The organism is Nocardia heshunensis (assembly GCF_054782115.1).
In genome coordinates this window covers 104456-127817 of the sequence record NZ_BAAGTC010000004.1, presented here as the reverse complement: position 1 = coordinate 127817, position 23362 = coordinate 104456, and the positions used below count along the sequence as shown (strand labels likewise).

At 68.6% G+C, this 23362-nt stretch carries 22 protein-coding genes; 11 read left to right on the top strand and 11 right to left on the bottom strand.

Going from position 1 to position 23362, the window contains the following annotated elements; all coding sequences use genetic code 11:
* Window positions 1-4: 4 nt before the first annotated feature.
* Window positions 5-1393 (bottom strand): sensor histidine kinase, encoded by a 1389-nt coding sequence (locus ACYVN4_RS13245; protein WP_460720785.1) that lies wholly within the window; start codon window positions 1391-1393, stop codon window positions 5-7.
* 92 nt (window positions 1394-1485) lie between these two features.
* Between ACYVN4_RS13245 and ACYVN4_RS13240 the strand changes: the two genes are divergently transcribed.
* The 3 genes from ACYVN4_RS13240 to ACYVN4_RS13230 all read left to right on the top strand — a co-directional run bounded on the left by ACYVN4_RS13240 (window position 1486) and on the right by ACYVN4_RS13230 (window position 3923).
* A complete protein-coding gene (locus tag ACYVN4_RS13240) occupies window positions 1486-2025 on the top strand; it encodes a DUF4190 domain-containing protein (protein ID WP_460720784.1) in 540 nt (179 codons plus the stop codon).
* 9 nt (window positions 2026-2034) lie between these two features.
* Entirely contained in the window at window positions 2035-2718 is a 684-nt protein-coding gene (locus ACYVN4_RS13235; protein WP_460720783.1) for a TrmH family RNA methyltransferase, read from the top strand.
* 62 nt (window positions 2719-2780) lie between these two features.
* The gene (locus tag ACYVN4_RS13230; RefSeq protein WP_460720782.1) at window positions 2781-3923 is read left to right on the top strand and encodes a glycoside hydrolase family 76 protein; all 1143 of its coding nucleotides are present in this window, start codon (window positions 2781-2783) and stop codon (window positions 3921-3923) included.
* 4 nt (window positions 3924-3927) lie between these two features.
* On the opposite strand, the gene ACYVN4_RS13225 is transcribed toward ACYVN4_RS13230, so the two are convergent.
* Together ACYVN4_RS13225 and ACYVN4_RS13220 are read right to left on the bottom strand one after the other, a co-directional pair.
* A complete protein-coding gene (locus tag ACYVN4_RS13225; RefSeq protein ID WP_460720781.1) occupies window positions 3928-4635 on the bottom strand; it encodes a DedA family protein in 708 nt (235 codons plus the stop codon).
* Between the two features lie 7 nt (window positions 4636-4642).
* Window positions 4643-5296 carry a DedA family protein gene (locus ACYVN4_RS13220; RefSeq protein WP_460722619.1) on the bottom strand — a complete coding sequence of 218 codons (654 nt, stop codon included), beginning with the start codon at window positions 5294-5296 and terminating at the stop codon, window positions 4643-4645.
* Between the two features lie 226 nt (window positions 5297-5522).
* Here ACYVN4_RS13220 and fbaA point away from each other — a divergent pair, with 226 nt between their 5' ends.
* From fbaA to ACYVN4_RS13205, 3 genes are all read left to right on the top strand, one after another.
* A complete protein-coding gene (gene fbaA / locus ACYVN4_RS13215; RefSeq protein WP_460720780.1) occupies window positions 5523-6560 on the top strand; it encodes a class II fructose-bisphosphate aldolase in 1038 nt (345 codons plus the stop codon).
* A 91-nt stretch (window positions 6561-6651) separates the two neighbouring features.
* A complete protein-coding gene (locus ACYVN4_RS13210; protein WP_460720779.1) occupies window positions 6652-7770 on the top strand; it encodes a BTAD domain-containing putative transcriptional regulator in 1119 nt (372 codons plus the stop codon).
* Between the two features lie 131 nt (window positions 7771-7901).
* Window positions 7902-9359 carry a DUF4185 domain-containing protein gene (locus ACYVN4_RS13205; RefSeq protein ID WP_460720778.1) on the top strand — a complete coding sequence of 486 codons (1458 nt, stop codon included), beginning with the start codon at window positions 7902-7904 and terminating at the stop codon, window positions 9357-9359.
* Between the two features lie 64 nt (window positions 9360-9423).
* Here the strand turns inward: ACYVN4_RS13205 and ACYVN4_RS13200 are convergent, their stop codons facing one another.
* Both ACYVN4_RS13200 and ACYVN4_RS13195 read right to left on the bottom strand, forming a co-directional pair.
* Window positions 9424-10473: a fused (3R)-hydroxyacyl-ACP dehydratase subunits HadA/HadB gene (locus tag ACYVN4_RS13200; RefSeq protein WP_460720776.1), complete on the bottom strand. Its 1050-nt coding sequence runs from the start codon at window positions 10471-10473 to the stop codon at window positions 9424-9426.
* Window positions 10474-10755: 282 nt separating this feature from the next.
* Window positions 10756-12846, bottom strand: coding sequence for an Rv0361 family membrane protein (locus ACYVN4_RS13195; protein WP_460720774.1), 2091 nt, complete (start codon window positions 12844-12846; stop codon window positions 10756-10758).
* 149 nt (window positions 12847-12995) lie between these two features.
* Here ACYVN4_RS13195 and ACYVN4_RS13190 point away from each other — a divergent pair, with 149 nt between their 5' ends.
* A complete protein-coding gene (locus ACYVN4_RS13190; RefSeq protein ID WP_379358538.1) occupies window positions 12996-13439 on the top strand; it encodes a DUF3151 domain-containing protein in 444 nt (147 codons plus the stop codon).
* 58 nt (window positions 13440-13497) lie between these two features.
* Entirely contained in the window at window positions 13498-14592 is a 1095-nt protein-coding gene (locus ACYVN4_RS13185; protein ID WP_460722617.1) for an FUSC family protein, read from the top strand.
* A 180-nt stretch (window positions 14593-14772) separates the two neighbouring features.
* On the opposite strand, the gene ACYVN4_RS13180 is transcribed toward ACYVN4_RS13185, so the two are convergent.
* Together ACYVN4_RS13180 and ACYVN4_RS13175 are read right to left on the bottom strand one after the other, a co-directional pair.
* Entirely contained in the window at window positions 14773-15555 is a 783-nt protein-coding gene (locus ACYVN4_RS13180; RefSeq protein WP_460720772.1) for a site-2 protease family protein, read from the bottom strand.
* Between the two features lie 58 nt (window positions 15556-15613).
* Entirely contained in the window at window positions 15614-16273 is a 660-nt protein-coding gene (locus ACYVN4_RS13175) for a hypothetical protein (protein ID WP_460720771.1), read from the bottom strand.
* Between the two features lie 325 nt (window positions 16274-16598).
* Between ACYVN4_RS13175 and ACYVN4_RS13170 the strand changes: the two genes are divergently transcribed.
* The gene (locus tag ACYVN4_RS13170; RefSeq protein ID WP_452399556.1) at window positions 16599-17888 is read left to right on the top strand and encodes an adenylosuccinate synthase; all 1290 of its coding nucleotides are present in this window, start codon (window positions 16599-16601) and stop codon (window positions 17886-17888) included.
* An 81-nt stretch (window positions 17889-17969) separates the two neighbouring features.
* On the opposite strand, the gene yczR is transcribed toward ACYVN4_RS13170, so the two are convergent.
* Complete coding sequence (yczR, locus tag ACYVN4_RS13165; RefSeq protein ID WP_460720769.1) at window positions 17970-19457, bottom strand: MocR-like transcription factor YczR; 1488 nt, start codon at window positions 19455-19457, stop codon at window positions 17970-17972.
* Between the two features lie 62 nt (window positions 19458-19519).
* Here yczR and ACYVN4_RS13160 point away from each other — a divergent pair, with 62 nt between their 5' ends.
* Window positions 19520-19822: a hypothetical protein gene (locus tag ACYVN4_RS13160; RefSeq protein WP_460720767.1), complete on the top strand. Its 303-nt coding sequence runs from the start codon at window positions 19520-19522 to the stop codon at window positions 19820-19822.
* A gap of 52 nt (window positions 19823-19874) precedes the next feature.
* On the top strand, window positions 19875-20435 hold the full coding sequence (locus tag ACYVN4_RS13155; RefSeq protein WP_460720765.1) for a methylated-DNA--[protein]-cysteine S-methyltransferase: 561 nt from the start codon (window positions 19875-19877) through the stop codon (window positions 20433-20435).
* A gap of 66 nt (window positions 20436-20501) precedes the next feature.
* Here the strand turns inward: ACYVN4_RS13155 and ACYVN4_RS13150 are convergent, their stop codons facing one another.
* The 3 genes from ACYVN4_RS13150 to ACYVN4_RS13140 all read right to left on the bottom strand — a co-directional run bounded on the left by ACYVN4_RS13150 (window position 20502) and on the right by ACYVN4_RS13140 (window position 23158).
* On the bottom strand, window positions 20502-20861 hold the full coding sequence (locus ACYVN4_RS13150) for a hypothetical protein (protein ID WP_379358524.1): 360 nt from the start codon (window positions 20859-20861) through the stop codon (window positions 20502-20504).
* An 82-nt stretch (window positions 20862-20943) separates the two neighbouring features.
* Window positions 20944-21954, bottom strand: coding sequence for a hypothetical protein (locus ACYVN4_RS13145; RefSeq protein WP_460720763.1), 1011 nt, complete (start codon window positions 21952-21954; stop codon window positions 20944-20946).
* 301 nt (window positions 21955-22255) lie between these two features.
* Window positions 22256-23158 carry a hypothetical protein gene (locus tag ACYVN4_RS13140; protein WP_460720761.1) on the bottom strand — a complete coding sequence of 301 codons (903 nt, stop codon included), beginning with the start codon at window positions 23156-23158 and terminating at the stop codon, window positions 22256-22258.
* Between the last annotated feature and the right edge of the window lie 204 nt (window positions 23159-23362).

Here is a 23362-nt window from a genome sequence, read left to right as displayed (position 1 = left end):
TCGATCATTGCGGGCCCGCGAGCGGCAGCACCAGCGTGACCACGGTCGGCCCGCCCACCGGACTGTCCACGAACAGCGAGCCGTCCACCGCCCGCGCCCGCTGCGCCAGCCCCGAAAGCCCGCCCGCTACAACGGCTTCACCCGACGCCTCGGCCGGTTGCAGCGCACCGCCCTGGCCGTTGTCGCGCACGCTGACGGCCATCGAGTCCGATCCGGTGGGCAGCACCGCCACCCAGATCCGGTTCGCGGCAGCGTGTTTGACCACGTTGGTCAGCAGTTCGGCCACCGAGAAGTAGGCGATGGTCTCGATCGCGGGGCTGGGTCGCACCGGGAGCAGCACCCGCAGTTCCACCGGGACGGCGCAGCGGGCGGCGAGCGTTTCGAGCGCCGCTTCCAGCCCGAGGTCCAGGGCGGGCGGGTGGATACCGCGCACCAATTCGCGCAATTCGGTCAGGGCTTCTTTGGATCCCGTGCGGGCCTGGGCGATCAGTTCTCCGGCGTCTCCGCCGGTGGCGATGCGTTCTTCGGCGCGGCCCAGCATCATGGCGATGCTCACCAGTCGAGCCTGGGTGCCGTCGTGCAGATCGCGCTCCAGGCGGCGCAGGGTGGCGGCGGAATCCTCGACCGCGGCCCGGCGGCTCTGCTGCAGTTCGGCGAGTGCGCGATCGCGGCGAGTGGGGGTCAGCAGCCACAGCGAGAGCGTCCGATGCAGGAAGCAGACGCCGCGGATCAGCCAGGGCAGCAGGAAGCAGCCGAACACTCCGATCGCCGCCAAGCCCAGGACCCGCGGCCAGGTATCGATATAGAAATCGCCGAACTGTGCGAGCGAATGATGCGACACCCCTTGGCCATCCACATTCTGCGGATGCAGCAGCGCCCACGGAATCGGGGATATCGCGACGAAACCGGTGACCAGAACGACGATCAGCACGAAGTAGCCGACCACCACACCCAGCACGAACTGGCACAGCAGGAACAGCAGTGCCCGCCAGGAGGTCCGGTCGGTGAAGGCGCTGCGCAGCCAGCCGATCGGGCCGGGCCCGAAGGTGAACGGCGGTGGTTCGGGTAGTGGCGTGTCCAGCAGCACCACGCCGAGCACCCGGTAGATCCGTCCCCACACCCGGCCGCCGAGGATGACCGCCGCCAGCACCGGCACGCCGATCACCAGCAGCGAGACGTACAGGCTGCCGCCGAAAGCCAGGAAGAGGTAGGCGGTAGCCAGGCAGCCGAGCACGAAAACGATGATCAGATAGGCGAATTCCTTCCAGGTGCGCGCCCGGAACGGGGTCACCAGGAAGGTGCGCAGTCCGGCGAGCGGACCGGTCTCGCCCGGATCCGGTTGTGACGCGGGCGGATCCAGCACGGGGAGGGGAGTGGCGGCCGTTTCGCTCATGCCTTCATCGTCTCGGTCGGGGGCGGTCGGGGGCGATAGGGCAGGCACTCAAATCCTGGGTGTAGCCAGCACTACCCCCTAGCATTCTGGCCATGACATACGACCCCCCGCCGCCCGGCTGGGATCCGCAGTCTCCGGGCTACAACCCGCAGCAGCCCGTGGATTTCACCAAGCAGCAGCCACCCCAGCAGCCGATGGGTTACGGCCACGACCAGCCGCAGGCGTTCGACCAACCGCCGGCATACGATCAGCCGCCGGGTTACGGCCAGCCGCAGGCGTACGGCCAGCCGCCGGGCTACAACCCGCAGCCGGGTTACCCCCAGGGCTATCCGCAGCCGACACCCGGCTACTACCCGCAGTATTACGGCGCACCGCAGCCGGACCATCCGCAGGCGGTGGTGGTGCTGATTCTCGGCATCGCGAGCCTCGTCTTCTGCCAGCTGCTGGGACCGGTGGCCTGGATCATGGGGTCCCGGGCGCGCAAGGACATTCAGGCGTCCGGTGGTGCCATCGGCGGCAGCGGCATGGTGACGGCCGGTTGGATCTGCGGCATCGTCTCCTCCGCGCTGATGATCCTGGTGATCGTGGGGTTCGTGCTGCTCGCCGTCATCGGGGCCGTCGCGTCGAACTAGGATCGCCGGGTGAGTTCCGCCCCGACCGCCGACGAACCGCTCGCCCCCGGCCCGACCGAATGGGGTGAGCATCCGCACGGCGTCGGCCCGTGGCGCGACGAATTCGGGACCGAACCGCCCGCCGATCCGCGCCTGGACCCGGAGCTGCTGGAGCACGGTGACCGGCGCAATGTGGTGGATGCCTACCGGTATTGGCGACGGGAGGCCATCGTCGCCGACATCGACGCCCGTCGGCATCCCTTCCACGTCGCCATCGAGAACTTCGGCCACGACGCCAATATCGGCACGGTGGTGCGCACCGCCAATGCCTTCGGGGCGGCGGCCGTGCACATCGTGGGCCGCAAGCGTTGGAACCGCCGCGGGGCCATGGTCACCGACCGCTACCAGCACATCCACCATCACACCGACACCGCGGAGCTGCTGCGGTTCGCGGCGGCCGAGGGCCTGACCGTGGTCGCGGTCGACAATGTCCCCGGCGCGGTCCCGCTGGAAACCGCCACCCTACCGCGCAACTGCCTGCTGCTGTTCGGCCAGGAGGGGCCGGGCGTCACCGAGGCCGCGAAAGACGGCGCGCTGCTCACGGTTTCGATCGCCCAGTTCGGGTCCACCCGCAGCATCAACGCGGGCGTCGCCGCGGGAATCGCCATGCACGCCTGGATTCGTCAGCACGCCGACCTGGGCAATGCTTGGTGACATCGGACTCTCGGTAACAAAATAGCCACGAACACGGTTGTCCGATTGGCATTATTAATCCCATGACATCGCGGACCGGGCGCAACATAGAGCCGACCGCTGCCTTGTGGTCGGAGCGGGCCGACCTGGCGGAGTCTGCGATTCTTTCGCGCCACCTACGTACGTTGTGGGCCATCCCCGGCACCCAGCTCGGGGTGGTCGGCTGGCCCGCCACCAAGCGGGAACGGGCCTTTGCCTTCTGGCACTACTGGTGGCAGGCCCATCTGATCGACTGCGCCGTGGATGCCGCCAACCGGCATCCCACGCCCGCGCGGCAACGTCGGCTCTGGTCCATCGCGCACGCCATGCGACTGCGCAATATCACCGGCTGGACCAACAACTACTACGACGATATGGCCTGGCTGGCAATCGCTTTGGAGCGCGCCGAGCGCACGCAGGGCGTGGTCGAGGTCCGCGGCGCACTGCTGAATCTGGAGAAGGCGCTGGTCAACGGGTTCGAGCCGGAGTTCGGCGCGGTCCCGTGGCGCAAGGGTTCGGACTTCTTCAATGCCCCGGCCAATGGTCCGACGGGTATCGCCATGGCCCGGCTGGGCCGCTACCACCGGGCCCAGGAGCTGGCCGACTTCCTCGACGCCAACCTGCGCGACAAGGAGACCGGCCTGATCTTCGACGGCATCCACCTACCGTCGGGCGAGGTGGAGAAGCCGGTCTACAGCTACTGCCAGGGCGTGGTGCTGGGCCTGGAAACCGAACTGGCCGTGCACACCGGGGAAGCCCGGCACACCGAGCGGGCGGTGCGGCTGGTGGACTCCATCGAGGAGCACATGACCGCGAGCGGCATCGTGGTCGGGGACGGCGGTGGCGACGGCGGCCTGTTCAACGGCATCCTCATCCGCTATCTCGCGCTGGCCGCGCTCATGCTGCCCGGCGACGAGCCCGCGCAGGTGACCGCGCGCCGCAAGGCCGCCGCGATCGTGCGGGCCTCGGCCACCGCGGCCTGGGAGCATCGTCTCGACGTGGAGGGCGAACCGCTGTTCGGCGCGGACTGGCGGCAGCCCGCGCGGCTGCCCGGCATCGCGGGTGCGGGCGTCTTCGAGGGCGGTTCGGTGAGTGCCTCGCGCAACCCGGAACGCGATCTGTCGGTGCAGCTTTCGGGCTGGAAGTTGATGGAGGCCGCGCACACGGTGACGGCCGCGGGGCTGTAGCGGGCTACTGCCGCCGGATGACCGGGATCGGCACCGTCGCCGCGTCGGCCGCATCCAGGTCGAAATCCTCGGCGGGGCGCGCCATTTCGGCCCGGTACTGCCGGACCCCGAGCACGGTGCCGAGAATCAGCCCGACGATCAAGGTCCCGATGACGGCGGGCATCAGCCAGGACATGTCGGTCAGGAAACTGCCCGCGTAGTAGCTGGCCAGCAGGATCACCGGGGCCCAGATGATCGCACCGATGGTCGAGGCGATCGTGTACTTGCGGTGATCCATCCCGGCCGCACCCGCGACCAGTGGGCACAGCGTGCGCACCCACGGAATCCAGCGGGCCACCAGCACCGCGAGGAACCCGTGTTTGTGCAGCATCCCCGACACCCGCGCGAGATTGCGGGTGTTGATGTATTTGCCGTTCTTGCGCGCCACGATGTGATGCCCGGTGCGCTGGCCGAAGACATAGCCGACCTGATTGCCCGCGATGGCGGCGATCATGGTGCCGACCGACAGCGCCCACACCTGACCCTCGCCGACCTGCGAGGCCAGCACCACGCCCGCGGTGATGAGCATGGAGTCACCGGGCAGGAACAGCCCGATGATGAGTGCGCACTCGAGAAACACGAAGGTGAGCACGATCGTCCAGACCAGAACCGGTCCGGCTGTCTCGAGTGGACCGAAGCCGCCCGAGGCGATGGTTAGCGGGGTGGTCGACACCGATGGCTCAGTGGGTCGGCTCGTTCGTCGAAGCGGCCAGCTCGGACTTCTCCGGGTGCTGACCGCGATGCAGCAGGTTCTTCGCGACCGTGATGATGCCCGGGAGAATGGACACGAACACGATCAGCAGGAAGATGGCCTCGACGTTCTTGCGGATGAATTCGATATTGCCCAGGAAGTAGCCGAGTACGGTGACGCCGCCACCCCACAGCACCGCGCCGATGATGTCGACGGTGGCGAACTTGCGGTAGTCCATCTTCGAGACACCGGCCAGCACCGGCATGAACGTGCGCACGATGGGCACGAAGCGGGCCAGCACGATCGTCTTCGGGCCGTGCTTCTCGAAGAAGGCGTGCGTCTCGGTGATGTAGTGCTGCTTGAAGAAGCGCGTGTCTTCCTTCTTGAACAGCGATGGGCCGATCGAGCGTCCGATCCAGTAGCCGCTCTGGTCGCCGAGCCAGGCCACGAACGCGGTCGCGGGCACCAGCCACCAGATGTTCATTCCGGCCGGCGGGTTCGCGGAGGCCGCCAGCAGACCGCCGGTGAACAAGAGCGAATCGCCGGGGAGGATCGGGAAGAGCAGACCGGTCTCGATGAAGACGATGGCCAGAATCGCCGGGAGCACCGCGTGCGAGAGCCAGGTCTCGGTCAACAGGTGCATCGGGTCCAAGATCGCGGGCAGCGCGGCATTGGTCGTCACGGCATCGGATACGGCCAGCAAGGTCACGGCCACCACAGTACCGGTACCTCGGACATCACACCGATTCTCGATGGAACCTCACAAACTTGTGGGGTATGTGAGGCCATTGGTCCGGAGAAAAAGGGCTGTCCTATCGTGTCAGCTGACAGAATTTGTCGTACGCACCACACACAACACGGAGGTCACTGTGCCCATCGCGACTCCGGAGATCTACGCCGAGATGATTGCTCGGGCCAAGCAGAACTCCTTCGCGTTCCCCGCCATCAACTGCACCTCGTCGGAGACCATCAACGCGGCCATCAAGGGCTTCGCGGATGCGGGCAGTGACGGCATCATCCAGTTCTCCACCGGTGGTGCGGAATTCGGTTCCGGCCTGGGTGTGAAGGACATGGTGACCGGTGCGGTCGCGCTCGCGGAGTTCGCGCACGTGGTCGCCGCCCGCTACGACGTGACCATCGCGCTGCACACCGACCACTGCCCCAAGGACAAGCTGGACACGTATGTCCGTCCGCTGCTGGCCATTTCGGCCGAGCGCGTGCGCAATGGTCAGAACCCGCTGTTCCAGTCGCACATGTGGGACGGCTCGGCCATCCCGATCGACGAGAACCTGGAGATCGCGAAGGAACTGCTGAAGCAGGCCGCCGCCGCGAACATCATCCTCGAGGTCGAGATCGGCGTCGTCGGCGGTGAAGAAGACGGTGTCGAGGCCGAGATCAACGACAAGCTCTACACCTCCCCCGAGGACTTCGAGAAGACCATCGACGCGCTGGGCTCGGGCGAGAACGGCAAGTACCTGCTGGCCGCCACCTTCGGCAATGTGCACGGTGTGTACAAGCCGGGCAATGTCGTCCTCAAGCCCGAGGTGCTGGCCGAGGGCCAGCGGGTCGCGGCCGCCAAGCTGGGCCTGGGCGCCGACGCGCAGCCGTTCGACTTCGTCTTCCACGGTGGTTCGGGCTCGCTGAAGTCGGAGATCGAGGACTCGCTGCGCTACGGCGTGGTGAAGATGAACGTCGACACCGACACCCAGTACGCCTTCACCCGCCCGATCGCCGGTCACATGTTCGCCAACTACGACGGCGTGCTGAAGATCGACGGCGAGGTCGGCAACAAGAAGGTCTACGACCCGCGCAGCTACCTCAAGAAGGCCGAGACCTCGATGGCCGCGCGCATCGTCGAAGCCTGCAACGATCTGAACTCGGCGGGACGCTCGATCAGCGCCAAGTAAGCTCAACGGTCGGGGATTCCGCCGAAACGGCGGTATCCCCGGCAATTTTCGAGCGGCCGGCGCGCCGCGGTCTCTATTCGAGGCAGGTGGCATGACTGTCGATGTACGGGTCCTGGGCCCCGTGCAGCTGTTGGTCGCCGGTCGGTCCGTGCCGGTCGGTGGCCCCAAGCCGCGTGCGCTGTTGGCGGCACTGACCGTCAACCGGCGGCGCGCGGTGTCCTCACAGGCGCTGGCGGATATCGTCTGGAACGACGATCCGCCGGACTCCTATCAGGCCAGCCTGCAGGTGTTCGTCTCCAATATTCGCAAGACCCTGCGCACCGCCGGGGTCGATCCGGTGGCCTTGCTGCGCACCGAATCCTCCGGCTATCGCCTCGAAATCGAGGATGACGAGTGCGATCTGGGCCGCTTCGAGACGCTGCGCCGGGAGGGTTCGGAGGCCGCCTCGATCGGTGATCCCAACGCGGCGTCGCGGCTCTACGGTGAGGCGCTGGCCGAGTGGAGCGGGCGGGCGCTGGACGATCTCTCGGGCCTCGGCTTCGCGGAGAGCTTCGCGACCGCCATGGACGAGGAGCGGCTGCTGGTCGCCTCCGCCCGCATCGATTCCGAAATCGCGCTGGGCCGAGCCTCTTCGGTGGTCGGCGAGCTGGTGTCGATGACCAATACGCACCCGCTGCGGGAACCGCTGTGGGCGCAGCTCATCACCGCGCTCTACCTGTCGGACCGCCAGGCCGACGCGCTGGAGGCGTGCCGTCGGGTGCGCACCGTGCTGGCCGATGAACTGGGCATCGATCCCGGTCCCGCGCTCATCGCGCTCGAGCAGAAGGTGCTGCGCCAGGAACCGTTGAGCACCGGGCAGATTCACGAGGTCGAGCGCATGGCCAAGGCCATGACCGAGACCGTCACCGAGATGCCGCGCGCGGTGCGGGCCGGGCAGTTGCGCCTGGTCGACGGGCGCACGATCCCGATCGGGCCGAACGGTATGAAGATCGGCCGGATGACCGACAACGACCTGGTGCTCGACGATCCCAAGGCGAGCCGGTACCACGCACAGATCACCCCGAGCCGGGCCGGTTTGCTCATCAAGGACCTGCACTCCGCCAACGGGATCTACATCAACGAGGAGTCGATCGAATCCGCCGCCGTGCTGGCGGACGGGGACGCCATCCGGATCGGAACCACGGTGCTCACCTTCCAGGCGTTGCGCTGACCGGCCGTCTCGAATAGGCCGCTGTCTCGATTCGATCGAGTTCGGCCGAGTACCGGCGGTTCGCCCGATTCGGCGGGTAGGGTCTCTGCCCGGACGTGTCCGGGAAGCCCGATTGTCGAGAGGTTGTGTGGATGGCCAAGCGGCTGGTCGCAGCTGCGGGGGCGGTGATCTTCGGGGCGGGTGTCCTCGTCGGTGTGGATCGGATGGCGACGGCGGATCCGGGTGCGGCACAGGCCGTTCCGGGAACCGGTCCGTGCAGCACCGAGGCCAAGCCGTCGCACGAGGCATTGGTCCCCAAGACCCTCGAGGTGCCGGTGGTGTATCCGGTGGTCACGGTCGATCCGGGGCCGCCGCCGGAGAACGTGAAACGCGTGAAGATGGATCTGCCCTCGGATCCGTGCGTCAACCCCTGCCCGGATCTCACCGATCAGCCCGCTGCCGCACCGGATCTGGCGCAGCAACTCGGGCTGCCGAAATTGATCATTCGGCCGCAGCCGTTCAATTTCGCGTTCCCCAACCCGAATCCGCAGCCGCTGCCGCCCGGCCCCGACCCGGCCAACCCGCCGGTCGAGGCCGCCGCGCAGGTGCCCGCGCGGCCGACGCCGCAGGTCTCGGACGTTTCCGAGGTGGCCAAGCTGACCGGTGCGAACTCGGTCAACCGCACCGACAAGCGCTGGCAGGTGCAGGGCACCGACCTGGGCATCATGTGGCAGAGCGCGCCCGACGAGATCGCCATCGCCTTCGGTGACACCGTGGGCCGCGACTTCCATCCGCCGGGCGGCATGGGCGAGGACTGGCGCTCGAATCTGCTGGCGTTCAGCAAGAATCGGGATCTGAGCCAGGGCGTCGTGTTCGACCACATGGTCACCGACGACCGCTGCCACGCATCGGAACTGCTGAGCAGCCGCAAGATGGACAATATCGAGATCACCACGATCCCGACGTCCGGTTTCGCGCTCGGCAATCGGCAGTACATGAGCTACATGTCGATTCGCACCTGGAACAGCATTCCGGGCACCTGGTACACCAACTACGGCGGCATCGCCTACTCCGACGACCACGGTGAACACTGGACCAAGGATCCGTACGCCAAGTGGCAGAACATCTTCGGGGTCTCCAACTTCCAGGTCGCGGCCATGGTGCCGCAAGGGGACTGGGTGTACATGTTCGGCATCCCCAATACCCGCCTGGGCGGGGTGGGGCTGGCCCGGGTGCCCAAGGACCAGGTCCTCAATCCGACCGCCTACCAGTACTGGAACAACGGCGCCTGGCTGCCCGAGGTGAACGGATTGGCCACCGCCACACCGATTGTCGACGCACCGGCCGCCGAGCTGTCGGTCCGCTACGACGAGGACCGCAAGGTGTGGCAGATGAGCTATCTGGACACCGCCAAGGCGGCTCTGGTTGTGCGGGAATCGGATTCACCGCAGGGCGTGTGGTCCGACAGTGCCGTCACGGTGAGCGCGCTGCAATATCCCGAGCTCTACGGCGGTTTCATCCACCCGTGGTCGACCGGTAAGGACATGTACTTCACCATGTCCACCTGGAGCGACTACAACGTCTACCTGATGCACGCCACCCTGAACTGAACCGGGACAAAGCAAAAGAGCGGGCCGCACACGAATGTGCGGCCCGCTCTTCAGGTTTCGGAGCTCAGCTGAGGCGGACCTCGGCGATCGCGCGGCCGAAGAGCTTCTTGCCCTCCGAAGTCGCGCCGATGACCACGGTGGCGATGCCGGTCTCGGTGTCCACCGACTTCACCTTGCCGGTGAACTCGACGGTGGTCGCGGCGGTCGGCTCGACCGCGACATAGCCGGAGAAGCGGACGCTGAACTTGCCCAGCGCCGACGGATCGCCCAGCCACTCGGTCAGGTAGGCGGCGGTCAGGCCCATGGTGAGCATGCCGTGCGCGACCACGGTCGGCAGGCCGACCAGCTTGGCGGCGGAATCGCTGAAGTGGATCGGGTTCGGGTCACCGGAGACGCCCGCATAGTTGACCAGGTCACCGCGGGTGACCGGCATCTTCGCGGCGGGCAGCTCGGTGCCCGCGGTCACGGTCGCGGCGGTCGGGACGGTGCGCACCGCACGCGGGGCGGCGGGCGCGGCCGGTTCGACGACCTCGTCCGGGTCCAGCAGTACCAGTCCGGTCGGGTCACCGTCGAACTCGCCGGGCTGCGCGACATGGCCGTGCATGACGACGCCCGCGACGGTCTCGACCATCGACGGATCGATCTCCACACCCTTGCGGGCCACGATGGTGGTGGTGGAGACCAGGACCGGCAGCCGGTCGGCGTCGGTGAAAGTGACCTTGGCGGTGATGAAGTCGTTGTCGCCGAAGCTGCGGATGCTCTCCACGACGACGTCGACGCTGAGTCGGTCGTCGGCGAGGATCGGGCGGAAGTACTCGAAGACCTGATCGGTGTGCAGGGTCTGCGAGAGGTCGTACTCGGTCAGCACCGAACCGATCAGGGTGCGGGTGGTGGCCGCGCCGATCACGGACGCGAAGGTCGGCGAGGCCAGCAGGCTGGTGTAGCCGAGCGCGACGGCGTCGTCCTCGCGATGGTGGGCGGGGTGATTGTTGCGCACCGCGCGCGCGAATTCGCGGACCTTCTCGCGGCCGACGTCGTAGTGATCACGGACCCGGAAGTGCCGGCCGACAAGTTCGGCGGCGGTGGCCTTGATGGCCTCTGCCGTTTCCGGCATGGTGTTCGCTCCCTGCAAATCGAAACCCGGTGGGCCCGCACCACTTCTCTCGGACATCGCTTCGGGCTGTGAAGGCAATGTCCTGGACGGTGTACAACCGCTGAAGTGCCGGAACGCCGAAAAGGCTGGCCCAGACAATTCGGGCTACTTTACCGGCGTTCCGGACCACTGACCAGGTCTTTGTGACGTTCATCGCGGCCCCTTGTGCCACGTATCGCGGCCGCTGTGAGGTTCATCGCGGCAGGGCCCGCGAATGCTTCAGCGGCAGGGCCCGCGAATGCGTCAGTTTCCGCTCTGCGGATCACACACCTTCCACGAGCCACCCTCGTTCTTCAGATCGAAGGTGCGCGCGGTGGTTTTCGTCGGATCAGCGGCGGTGTAGACCGTCGCCTGCGCGATCGCGGTATCGCCGGTCACCTTGATGGCGTCCAGGGACTTCACCAGCGGAATGCTCTTCTGCTCCTTGGAAGTCCGATACACGCCGGTGAACTGATCGGCCGAGATCTTCTGGTAGAAGTCGTGCGGCGCCCCGCAGGTGACAGCGCGCAAGGTATCCAGGTTCCCGTTGTTCAGCGCATCGGTGTACGACGTGATCGTCTTCTGCACCAACGCTTCCGGCGAATTATCGCTCTTGTTCTTCATCACCAGCCCGGTCACCACGCCGACGACGGCGGCCACCACGACCACGGCGGCCGCGATGATCAGCACCTTCTTCTTCGACCCGGCTCCGGCCTTCTTCTCGCCGTCCACCGCATCCGCCGCGGGCACCCGCTGCGGCTGTGCCAACGGCGCCTGGGATGGCTGGGATGCCTGGGGCGCATTGGGCCCACCGGGTCCCTGGGGCGCAGTGGGTCCGCTGGGTCCCTGGGGCGCGTTCGGCGCCTGCGGCCCACGGGGTCCCTGAGGTCCCTGCGGCGCACCCGCGCCCACCCGCTGCGGCGGGGCGATCCGCGGCCCGCCGATCGGCTGCCCCGGCGTGGTCGGCTGCATATCCGCCGGTGACGGCGCACCGCCGGGCCGTCGCGGCCCCATCGGCGGCCGCGGCGGCGCGGGCCGAGTCTCCTCCACGGGCGCATCCTGCGCCGGCGCACTCCCGCGCGGCCCCACATTCCGCGGCCCCGCATTCCCCCGCGGCGACTGCGGCGGCTTACTGACGGCCCGCCCCTGCGGCCCCGACACCCGAATCTTCTCGGTCCCGGCCTCCCCGGTCACGATCGGCAACGCCATCGTGGCGTCATCCACCGGCACCGGAACCTTCTTGATCACAACGGTTTCCGCATCGCCCGCAGGCGCTGCCCCGGAATCCGCGGCACCACCGGACTTTTCGTCCTCGGTAGAACCCGCATCCGGCTTCGTCGAATCCTGCTGCGCGTCACCCTTCTTCGCGGTCGTCGGACCGTCGGAGGCTTCCGCATCCGCGCCCGGCACTTCCGCCATGCCTTGGGTCGGCACATCCTGCGGCGCGGGCTTCCCCTGCGCCTCACTCGCATCGGCCGGTCCCGAACCGCCCTGCGCATCGGGCTTTCCGGCAAGTGCCCCGGCCGCGGCAGCCCCGCCCGCTACGGCTCCAGCCGCGGACCCGGATTGCATCGCGCTATCCGGCTTGCCCGCGCCCGAACCGCTCGCACCCTGGCCCGGCCGCTGGATCTTGATCAACTGCGTAGTCGCGTCGGCTGATACTTCGGCGTCGGGAGCCTTCTTGTCCCCACTCGGCCGCTGAATCGGAATGTATTGGGTAGGTGCGTCATCGGCCGGAGACGAAGCCCCGGGCCCCCGACCGCCACCCGCCGCCGACGGCTGCCCGGACTGGCTACCGCCGCCCGCCTCTCCGCCCGCCTTCTGCGCACCGGCCGCCGGTCCGCCGTTCGCGGGCCGCGACTGTCCGCCCGGCGCGGCGGGGGCCGACGGCTGACCGCCCGAACCGGATTGTCCGGCGCTGCTGGGCTGTCCGCTCGGTTGGCCGGGGTTGGCGGGCTGGCTGCTGGGCTGGTTCTGCGGGGCGAAAGCGCCCGATCCCTGGCGGGCTGCCGGGGGCTGATTGCCGGGGGCGCTCTGCGGTGCTGCCGGGGGCTGGACACGGCCGGCACCGGCAGGGGGCTGGACACGGCCTGCACCGGACGGGGCGGGGGCGTCGTAGTGGATGGTGGCGAAGCCGGGCTTGGCTGCGCCGGTGGTGATCTCCTCGGTGCGGGTGTTGGGGGAGGGGATCACTTCCGTGGCGGCCGTCGGCGGGGCCGCGTCGGCCGGGGTGGCATCGGGCGCGGACTGGTCGGCCGGGGTCTTGCGGGGTGCGGTGTCCTGAGACTCTGCGGCGGGACGGGCTGCCTTGTCGGCAGCACCCTGCGGCTGCTGGTCGTCTTTCTGGTCGGACACGCGCTGCACCCCTCGCTTCGGCGGAACTGTGATTCGACGGTCAGCCTAGTGGGATCTGTCGACGTAGTCGCCCATACTGCGCGCACGGCCGGAGCGAAGGCGGAGGTTCGGCTACTGAGCAATTCGGGCGGCGGTGCAGAATGATCGGCATGACCTCCTTCGGTGATCTGCTCGGACCGCAGCCGGTCCTCCTTCCGGAAAACATCGAGGCGGAGGACGCGCTACTGCAGAATCAGGACCCGGTGCAGGTAGCCGCGGCGCATCCGACCGCCTCCATCGCCTGGGCGCATCTCGCCGAAGCCGCCCTGGCCCGCGGCGAAAACGCCGACGGCGAGGTCAATCACGACATCATCTCCGCCTACGCCTTCGCCCGCACCGGCTACCACCGCGGCCTGGACCTGTTGCGCCGCAACGGCTGGAAGGGCTTCGGCCCGGTGCCGTGGAGCCACGAACCCAACCAGGGCTTCCTGCGCAGCGTCGGCGCACTCGCCAAGGCCGCCCGCGCCATCGGTGAGACCGAGGAGTACGCGCGCTGCCTCGACCTGCTCGAGGATTGCGACCCGCGCGCCGCCGGCGAGCTCGGCCTCGACTGAATTGACCAGCGGCCTAGGCGAAACCCTCGACGCTGCCCGCGAGAGCAGCGTCACCCGCATGCGCCGGGCCGCCGGGCGCGTCCGGTCCTCCATCCTGCCGATCGCCCAGTGTGCGATCGGCGCGGGCGTGGCGTGGTTCATCGCCCACCAGGTGATCGGGCACGAACGCCCGTTCTTCGCGCCGATGGCCGCCATGATCTCCATCGGAGTCTCGTTCGGCGCCCGACTACGCCGCTCGATCGAGTTGATCGTCGGCGTGGCGGTCGGCATCGGCGTGGGCGACCTGTTCGTCTCCCAGGTCGGCACCGGCACCTGGCAGATCGTGCTGCTGGTGGTGATCGCCATGTGCGCGGCCGTCTTCCTCGACGGCGGCCCGGTGATCACCATGCAGGCGGCCAGTTCCGCGGTCCTGGTGGCGACCCTCTATCCGCCCGGCCAGGCCGGCGCGGCACTGCGCATGATCGACGCACTGGTCGGCGGCCTGGTCGGCATCGTCGTGGTGGCCGCGATCCCGTTGCATCCGGTCCGCCGCGCCCGCGAACAGGCCGCGGGCATTCTCGAGGTGATGGGCGCGGCCCTCACCGAGTGCGCGGACGGTCTGCTCGAGCAAGATTCCGACAAGATCAAGAAGGCGCTGGAGTCCGCGCGCGGCACCCAGTCCGCGATCGACTCGCTGCGCAACACCCTCGAGGGCAGCAAGGAGATCATTCGAATCTCCCCGCTGTACTGGAACTCCCGCGCCCGCCTGCAACGCCTGCGCGAGGCCGCCGACCCACTCGACAACGCCATCCGCAACACCCGCGTGCTGCTGCGCCGCGCCCTCACCTCCGTGCGCGACGACGAGGTGCTCAACCCGGGCCTGATCATCGAGGTCGAGAAGCTCGGCCAGGCGGTCGATGTGGTGCGCCGCATGATGCTCGCCGACCCGGACGAGAAACCGGACCCGGCCGAGGCCACCCGCGTGCTGCGCTCCGTCGGCAAGGGTGCGACCAAGAATCTGGTGGACGGTGCGGGCCTGTCGGCGCACGTGGTCTTCGCCCAATTGCGTTCCGTCGTGGTCGATCTCATGCAGGTGTGCGGCATGCGACGGCTCTCCGCCATGGCCCTGCTGCCGCCCACGGTCCCGCACCCGTACGTCACGCCCATCGACTGATCCGCGGGTACCCACGTTGATCTTCGAGTAGTCCACTACTCGCGTCGAACCGCCTGCGCGCCTCTACCGTTCGTGACAAGCCGGACTCACGAGGGGTAGTCCGGTCGGACTCGCAGCCGCGCCGCTGCGAAGGGGGCCGCCCGGCAACCGGGTCGTCCGGGCGGCCCATCCACCAGATCCTCAGGACCAGAAGCGAACCAGCCAGTAGCCGTTCGACCACCAGTGCTCCGACAGTCCGGACAGGTCGTACAGGCTGCTGACCCCGTTGAAGAAAGCGTCGCGGACCTGCGGGGTGAACAGCAGCGCAAACAGGATCAGAATGCCGTACGGCTTGATCTGATCCAGTGACCGCCGCGTCTGATAGCTCAGCGACGGCTCCAGGATTCCGTAGCCGTCGGTCCCCGGAATCGGAATGAGGTTCAACACGGTCGCCGTAATCTGCAGGAACGCAAGGTAACTCAGTCCGTACCAGAACGCCGAGTGGTGGAATTCATTGCCCCACAGCCGCACGACCACCAGCAGCACGATCGCGCAGACCGCGTTCACGGCCGGACCGGCGCCACTGAGAATCCGCTGCGTGCGCGGACTGAAGTTGTGCGACTGCACGTACACCGCGCCACCCGGCAGCGCGAAGCCACCGATGGCGATGAACACCAGTGGCAGGCCGATCGACAACAGCGGATGGCTGTACTTGAGCGGATTCAGCGTAAGGTACCCGCGCATCTCCACCTCGCGGTCCCCGGCCCGCCACGCCACGTACGCGTGCGCGAACTCGTGCAGGCACACCGACACGATCCAGCCGGCCACGACCAGCAGGAAGACCCCGAATTTCGACAGCGTCGAATCGTATTCGGCGTCCCAGGCCAGCGCTCCGCCCGCCAGCGTGATCGCCACGACCAGCAGAAACACGGGACTCGGCCGGATCGCTCCGGTCGCCCGTCCCACTGCGCGCGGGTAATTCACCTCGGTACTCCCAACTGGTCGGCTCGTTCGTTCCGCCGACTCCCATTCTGGGGGTGAATCAGCGAACCAGCAGCCAAGGCTCGTGGTGTCGATAGAACGTGGAGCGCTTCACCACCCGCTCGCCGGTGATCCCGTCGCGGGTGACGATCGCGCCGCTGGTGCCCAGCTGCATGGCCCGGCCCTCCACCCAGCGCTTCTTGCGCAGTCCGCGCTGCACCGTGGCGTGCAGGCCCGGCATCTCCAGCATCGGCGAAACCTGCAGTGCCGCGACCTTTCCCGTGAACAGTCGGGTGTCGTCGACGTACGCCTCGCCCTCGAGTTTCGCGCCCGCCTCGCCGACGATGGTGGCGCGGCCGATCAGCACGGTGCCGGTGTCGTCGCGAATCAGCGGGGTCTCGCGCGGCTTGCCTTCCAGCGCGCGCTTGGCGGCGGCCGAGCCGGTGCCGGTGTCGTAGGCGCGGGATCCGTAGGTGCGGTCGATGGGCACGTAACCGATTTCGACGCCGAGGCGTTCGGTGCGCATCAGGTGGGTCAGCACGGCGGCCAGGCCGGCGTCCTCACCGAGCACGATGAGCCGCGGCAGGCTGTCGGCCGCCATCACCGGCAGCAGCTCGTCCAGGGTGTTCGTGTCCGGGATGGCCGCGGTCTGGGTGAGTGGAAGAGAGGCCAGCGCAATGGGTACGGGCGCGCCGTCGCAGCGGAGAACATGGGTACTCAACTGCCGAACACCCTCCTCAGGCCTGCCAACACGTGTACCCCTCAGTGCGATCCGTCGGACCCCCGTCGTCCCTCTCCCCGTGCCACCATAGCTCTGTCCCAACAGCCACGCTGTCCCCGCTGCGCATCCGTTACCGTGCCCGATTTGTCCCGGGCTGTGCCGCCTCGCTCGGCAGGTCCACACCGGGCGCTGCCGCGAACTGCGGGTATGCCCTTCCGGGTGACATGTGACCCATCCCGTAAAGTGTCCCTACGGCCACCGCCTTCTGACGGCGGGTGCTGCAGCAACAGAGGTGCTGCGCGTCGAACCCGTAGGAGACACTCACATGCCGGCAATCGTGCTGATCGGCGCCCAGTGGGGCGACGAGGGCAAGGGCAAGGCAACCGATCTGCTCGGCGATCGGGTCCAGTGGGTAGTTCGATACCAGGGCGGCAACAACGCGGGACACACCGTGGTGCTGCCCAATGGTGAGAGCTTCGCCCTGCACCTGATTCCGTCCGGAATCCTCACTCCCGATGTGACCAACGTCATCGGCAATGGCGTCGTGGTCGATCCGGGCGTGCTGCTGGCCGAACTCGCCGGTCTGGAAGAGCGCGGTGTGGACACCTCCCGCCTGCTGCTCTCGGCCGACGCGCATCTGATCATGCCGTACCACGTGGCCATCGATAAGGTCACCGAACGCTTCTTGGGCAACAAGAAGATCGGCACCACCGGTCGCGGCATCGGCCCCTGCTACCAGGACAAGGTCGCCCGCGTCGGCGTCCGGGTTGCGGACGTGCTGGACGAGAAGATCCTCACCCAGAAGGTCGAGGCCGCACTGGAATTCAAGAACCAGGTGCTGGTGAAGATCTACAACCGCCGCGCGCTGGATCCCCAGCAGGTGGTGGACGAGGTGCTGGAGAAGGCCGAGGGCTTCAAGCACCGCATCGCCGACTCGCGCCTGCTGCTCAACCAGGCGCTGGAGCGCGATGAGATTGTGCTGCTGGAGGGTTCGCAGGGCACCCTGCTGGACGTCGACCACGGCACCTACCCGTACGTGACCTCGTCCAACCCGACCGCCGGTGGCGCGGCCGTGGGCGCGGGCGTCGGCCCGAACAAGATCACCACGGTGCTCGGCATCCTGAAGGCGTACACCACCCGCGTCGGCTCCGGCCCGTTCCCGACCGAACTCTTCGACGAGTCCGGCACCTACCTGGCCAAGACCGGCGGCGAGGTCGGCGTCACCACCGGCCGTGCCCGTCGCACCGGCTGGTTCGACGCCGTGATCGCCCGCTACGCCACCCGCGTCAACGGCATCACCGACTACTTCCTCACCAAGCTGGACGTGCTCTCCAGCCTGGACACCGTCCCGATCTGCGTGGCCTACGAGATCGACGGCGAACGCGTCGAGCAGATGCCCACCACCCAGACCGACTTCCACCACGCCCGCCCCATCTACGAAGAGATGCCCGGCTGGTGGGAAGACATCTCGGGTTGCCGCACCTTCGAGGAGCTCCCGGCCAACGCCCAGGCGTACGTCAAGCGCCTGGAAGAGCTGTCCGGCGCCCGCGTTTCGTGCATCGGCGTCGGCCCGGGCCGCGACCAGACCATCGTCCGCCACGACATCATCGGCTGAGTGAGCCGGTCGTACTGAGGCGCTGAACAATTCGGCCCCACCGCGTATGACGCGGTGGGGCCGAACCTATTCCGAGGCGTATCAGTACGTGATGAGCGGGGCCAGGGGGTCGGCCGCGTGCGGGGTCAGGCCGTTGTACGCGGCGGCGATGGACTTCACGGCGAGGCGGATGTCGGGTTCCTCGTGGGTGAAGGGGAGGCGGATGAAGCGTTCGAACGCGCCCTGGACACCGAAACGTGGTCCGGCGGCGAGCAATACGCCGTGATTGGGGGCGGTGGCGGCGAGGGCCGTGGAGACCGGGGTCGGGAGTTGCGCCCACAGGGACATGCCGCCGGTGCCCTCGTTGACGCGCCAGTCGGGGAGTTCCTCGGCGAGGGATTCCAGCAGGACCGCGCGGCGGGAGCGGAGTTGGGCGCGGCGGGTGGTGAGGATCTCGTCGGCGTGGCGGAGCAGGTGGACGGTGGCCAACTGATCCATGACCGGGGTGCCGAGGTCGACGGTGGAGCGGGTGCCCAGGAGCTTGGTGATAAGGGCCTGATTGGCACGCACCCAGCCGACCCGCAGGCCACCCCAGAAGGACTTGGAGGCCGAACCGATGGTGACGATCTCCGAGCCGCGCGCGAAAGCGGCTGCCGGGGGCGGGGATTCGATATCGGACAGGTTCAGGTCGACCATGGATTCGTCGACGATCACCGTCATGCGCGTCTCGCGGGCGATGGCGGCCAGTTCGGCGCGGCCCTCGGCGTCGAGCAGGTGGCCGGTGGGGTTGTTGAAGTCCGGGATCAGGTAGGCGACGCTCGCGGCGGTTTGCCGTGCGGCACTGCGGATTCCGTCCAGGTCCCAGCCGTCGGGGCGCATCGGCACCGGCACCGGGCGAGCGCCGACATCGCGGATGGCCTCGATCGCGTTCGGATACGTGGGGTGCTCGATCAGCACCCGTTCGGCCGGAGTCGTGAGCACATTGAGCAGCAGGCGCAGACCGTGCTGCGCGCCGAGGGTGATCAGGATCTGATCCGGTTCGGTGGGCAGGCCGCGATCGGTGTAGCGGCGGGCCAGCGCCTCCCGCAGCATGAGCACGCCCACCGGGTCCATGCCGTGCGTGCCCAGATAGGTCGGCAGGCCCTGCAGCGCAAAGGAATACGCCTCGGTCATCTGCGGTGGGGCGGCCATGGCGGCATAGGTCATGTCGACGGTGGCCAGTTCCGGCTGCGCCATCATGGCCAGAATGCTGCGCGCCGGTTTCGCGCCGTCGTGCACCACGGTCGGCGGCAGCGCCACTGTGCTGCGCGAACCCTGCCGGCTGATCAGGTAGCCGTGCTCGCGCAGCAGCGTGTACGCCGAGGTGACGGTGGTGCGGCTGACCTCGAGGGTGGTGGCCAGATCCCGTTCGCTGGGTAGCGCCACGCCCAGTGGCGCGCGACCGTCGTGGATGAGCAGCCGGATGCTCTCGGCCAGTGCCACGTATGCGGGCCGCGTCGCGCGCTTGTTGTCGGTGGCCGCGGCTTCGTCGTTCCGCCACCGGCCCAGGTCGCGCGTCAGGCTGGCCGCGCCGATCACTCGTGTCGCCATAAAGGCCAGTATTAGGGCACTGGATATTTTATTCAAGTCCAGGGGGAGGCCACTATGGGCCTATGGTCGCTCTGCTCGTCTCCCTCCTGGTTGTCGCCGCCTTCGCCGGTCTGGTGTACCGGTATGCGCCCAAGTCCGATGAGCGCTGGGGCATCCTGCTCGAGCGCTATCGCCCGCATGGCCCGATGTCGGACTGGTCGGTCGCCGAATACGAAGCGTCCCGCCAATATTCGGACCTGGCCGCCATCGCCACCCAGCGCCCCGACCACTGCCCGCCGACCCCGGTCCGCCGCTTCCGGCGCGCCGCCCCCGCGGTCGCGGCCCTGTCCACCATTCCCTGCCGCGGCGAGTCGGTCCAGTTCTAGCGAACTGGCCTGGATTTCGAAAAGTGTCGGTGCCACCGTGCACACTGGCCCTATGTCCGCCCCGGCCCGCCCCCAGGCGTCGGCGTCGCTCTTCGACACCGCGATCGGCATCTGCGCCATCGCCTGGAGCGCCACCGGCGTCCTGCGCTTCGCCCTCCCCGACCCCGACCCGGCGACCACCCGCACCTACATCCTGCGCAATCACCGCCTGGTCGAAATCCACGAGGCCGACCCCACCCCCGACATCGCCGAGGCCATCACCCGAATCCAGGCCCACCTCACCGGCGACCTCGACGACCTCCGCTGGATTGCCCTGGACACCACCCGCTTCAACGATTTCGACCGAGCCGTCTACGAAGTCACCCGAGCCATCGATCCGGGCCACACCCTCAACTACGGCGCGGTAGCCAACGCCATCGGCGCACCTGGCGGAGCCCAAGCCGTAGGCCAATCCTTGGGCCGCAACCCGATTCCCCTGATCATCCCCTGCCACCGAGTCCTAGCCGCCGACCACGCCCTTCACGGCTTCTCCGCCCCCGGCGGCATCACCACCAAACAACACCTACTCGAAATAGAACGCACCCCCGGCTTCGGCGAACCCACCCTGTTCTGAGCATGGACGCATACGAAAACGCCCGCCCCGACAAGATCGGTGCGGGCGTCCTCACGAAATCAGCGGTCAGTTCTCGGTTCTGATGACGTGGTTCCAGTCCAGCTCCGGGTGAACCAGGACGTTGAGGTCCAGCGGCATGACCCAGGACCGAGTGCAGAACACCCACACGTCCGAGCCGGGGGTGAAGGTCATCCGCCCCGTGACCGGTCCCCGCAGGACGCCGCTCGTCGGCGCGCTGTTGACGAAGGGCGGTTGCAGACTCCAGCCGCCGCAGGTCCACGACTCGTCGGGTGCGATGTCGGCGCGGATAACGCCGCCCGGCTCGGTCGAGATGACCGGCGCGGTGGCGGAGGCGGCCTGGGTGGCGAGCCCGCCGCCCGCGACCATGGCCCCGGCGATCGCGGCCATGCGTAGTGCTGTCCTCATGAGATTCCTTGTGTTCGTGGATCGTTGCAGGTCTCGGACGGGCGGTGCGGCGAAAGCTGTTTCACCGCACCACATCCGTCAGCTACAGGGCGCCGCCGAGGAAGCCGCCGACTGCGCCACCAGCGACGCCACCGGCCAGGCCGCCGGCCGCGGCGGCGGGGAGACCTGCCACGGCCGCACCGGCCGCGGCGCCGACGCCGCCGCCGATGAGCGCGCCGCCGATCATGCCGCCGGGGATGTCGATCGCCGCGAGTCCCGGCGCGACCACCACGGCGGCCGAGCCGAGCCCGAAGCCGATGGCGGTGCCGATGACAGCACCGGCCGTGCCGCCGACGGCCGCGCCGACCAGCGCCGCCGGGACGCCCGCGCCGACCGCGCCGAGGCCCGCGCCGATGGCTGCGCCGCCGAGGGTGCCCGCGGCGATCTTGTCGGAGCGGCTCGGGTTGACGCCGATGGAGTTGAGGCCGGTGGCCAGGCCCGCTTCGGTGTTGGCGGCGAGGCCGTTGGCGCCATCGAGGATGTTGTCGGGGACCTGATCCGGTGCGGGGGTGGAGAATTCGCCGATGCGCAGGGTGCGCGGGGGCGGGGCGATCGGCAGGACCGGGGTCACCGTGGTGGGGGCGTGCAGGGTTTGGAAGTCGACCGCCGGGGCCGCCTGGACATTGGGGACCGGGCGGAAGTTGGCGGGGATCGGGTAGTCCGCCTGCGGCTGCGGCTGGGGCTGTGCCTGCGGCTGATTCGGCGCCGTGACGCCCGGCTGCACCGAGTTCGGGCGAGAGCCCGGGTGGTCACCGGCCGGGGCGGCGACGCCAGGCTGGATGGCGCTCGGGCGCTGGCCGGGGAAGGGCGAGTCGGCGACGGCGCCGGTACCCGCCCCCGGGGCGATGCCCGAGTCGGCGGAACCGGTGCCGGGCTGCGGATTGCCCTCGGGGGCGGTGGCATTGCCAGGCTGCTGGGTGGGGCTCGCCTGCGGGGCGGCCGACTGGGTCGCGCCGCCTGCCACCTTGGCGGGCTGATCATTCGAGCTGGAGCAGGCCACGGCCAGGGTCATGGCCAAGGGGATGGTGCCCGCGACGATCGCCCGTCGAGCCACGCTGCTGTGCATTCCACGATGCCGACGCGTCACGCCGAAACACCAACCTTCCGAACATATTTCGCTTACCGGCCCGAGGGCCGACCTTTCATGCCGGTGATTCGCTCCGGCTGCGGGGCGCGGCGTGCTCACCGCGCCAACGTTTTCGGTTCTCGCAGGTCAGACCACCGGAACGGGGGTGCGAAGTTGTGCGCCGGGGTAACCGGCCCAGTCCGTCGGACACTCGTGCCCGGTCGGTGATTCGCCCCAGGCCGCGTCGGTACGGCAGCTCAGGCGGTGAGGCTCCTGTTCGCTGCCGGTATCAGGGCGCGACGTTCATGTCGGCGCCGCCGATGGCCGCACCGGCGATGCCGCCGCCGACCGCGCCCAGCACCGCCATCGGAATGCCGACCGCGGCCGCGCCGATCACGCCGCCCGCAACCGCGCCGACGGCCGCGCCCACGCCCAGTCCGATCAGCGCGCCACCGCCGATGACCGGCACGGCGGTGGGTGCCGCGATGGCCGCACCGAGTCCCGCGGTGGCGGTGCCCGCGGCAATGGCGGTGCCCGCGACGATGGCGGTGCCGATACCGGCCCCGATGCCCGCGCCCACGCCGGCGCCGATGAGGCCGCCGCCGACTGCTCCACCGGCGGCACCGCCGATCGCGGCGGGGATACCCAGCAGCGCCGCACCGGTGACGGCACCGGCCGCGGTCATGGCCGCGATCTTGTCGGAGCGTGACGGGTTGACGCCGACCGACTGCAGCGCGGTGGACAGTCCGGCCTCGGTGTTGGCGGAGAAGTCGTTGACCGGGTTCAGGATCTCGTCCGGCAGCTGATCGGGAGCCGGGGTGTAGAAGTCGCCGATGCGCACCGTGCGCGGCGGGGGAGCGATGGGCTCGACCGGTGCGACGGGCTCGGGCGCGTGCAGCGACTGCCAGTCGATGGCGGGGGCGGGCTCGGTTTCGGCCGGGACCGGGCGATGGTTCTGCGGCACAACGTAATCGGCCTGCGGGGCGGGCTGCGGGGCCGGTTGGGGTGCGGCCGGGGTGACGGTGGTGCCGGGCTGGCGCGAGTTCGAGTCGGCGGGCGCGGACTGGCCGGGGCTGGTTGTCACGCCGGGCTGCGGGACGGCCTGGGCGGCCGACGCGCAGGCGATGGCGATGGCCAGTGGCAGGATGCCGACGGCGGGACGGATGGCGTGGCGGAGCACGCCGGTATTCATTTCTCGATGCCGACGGATCACGCCAGAACACCACCCTCATCAGATTGTTTCGACCCCCGTGTGACCCTCGACGGGCTCACACTGTGCCGGATGTTAACTGATTGAGAGTTGGTTGCTCTAGTCCGAACTTTTGCCTGGATAGCGTGACGGTGGACGGCGAGACATATCGCACAATTTGCAGGTAGAAAGGTTTCTATGGCAACC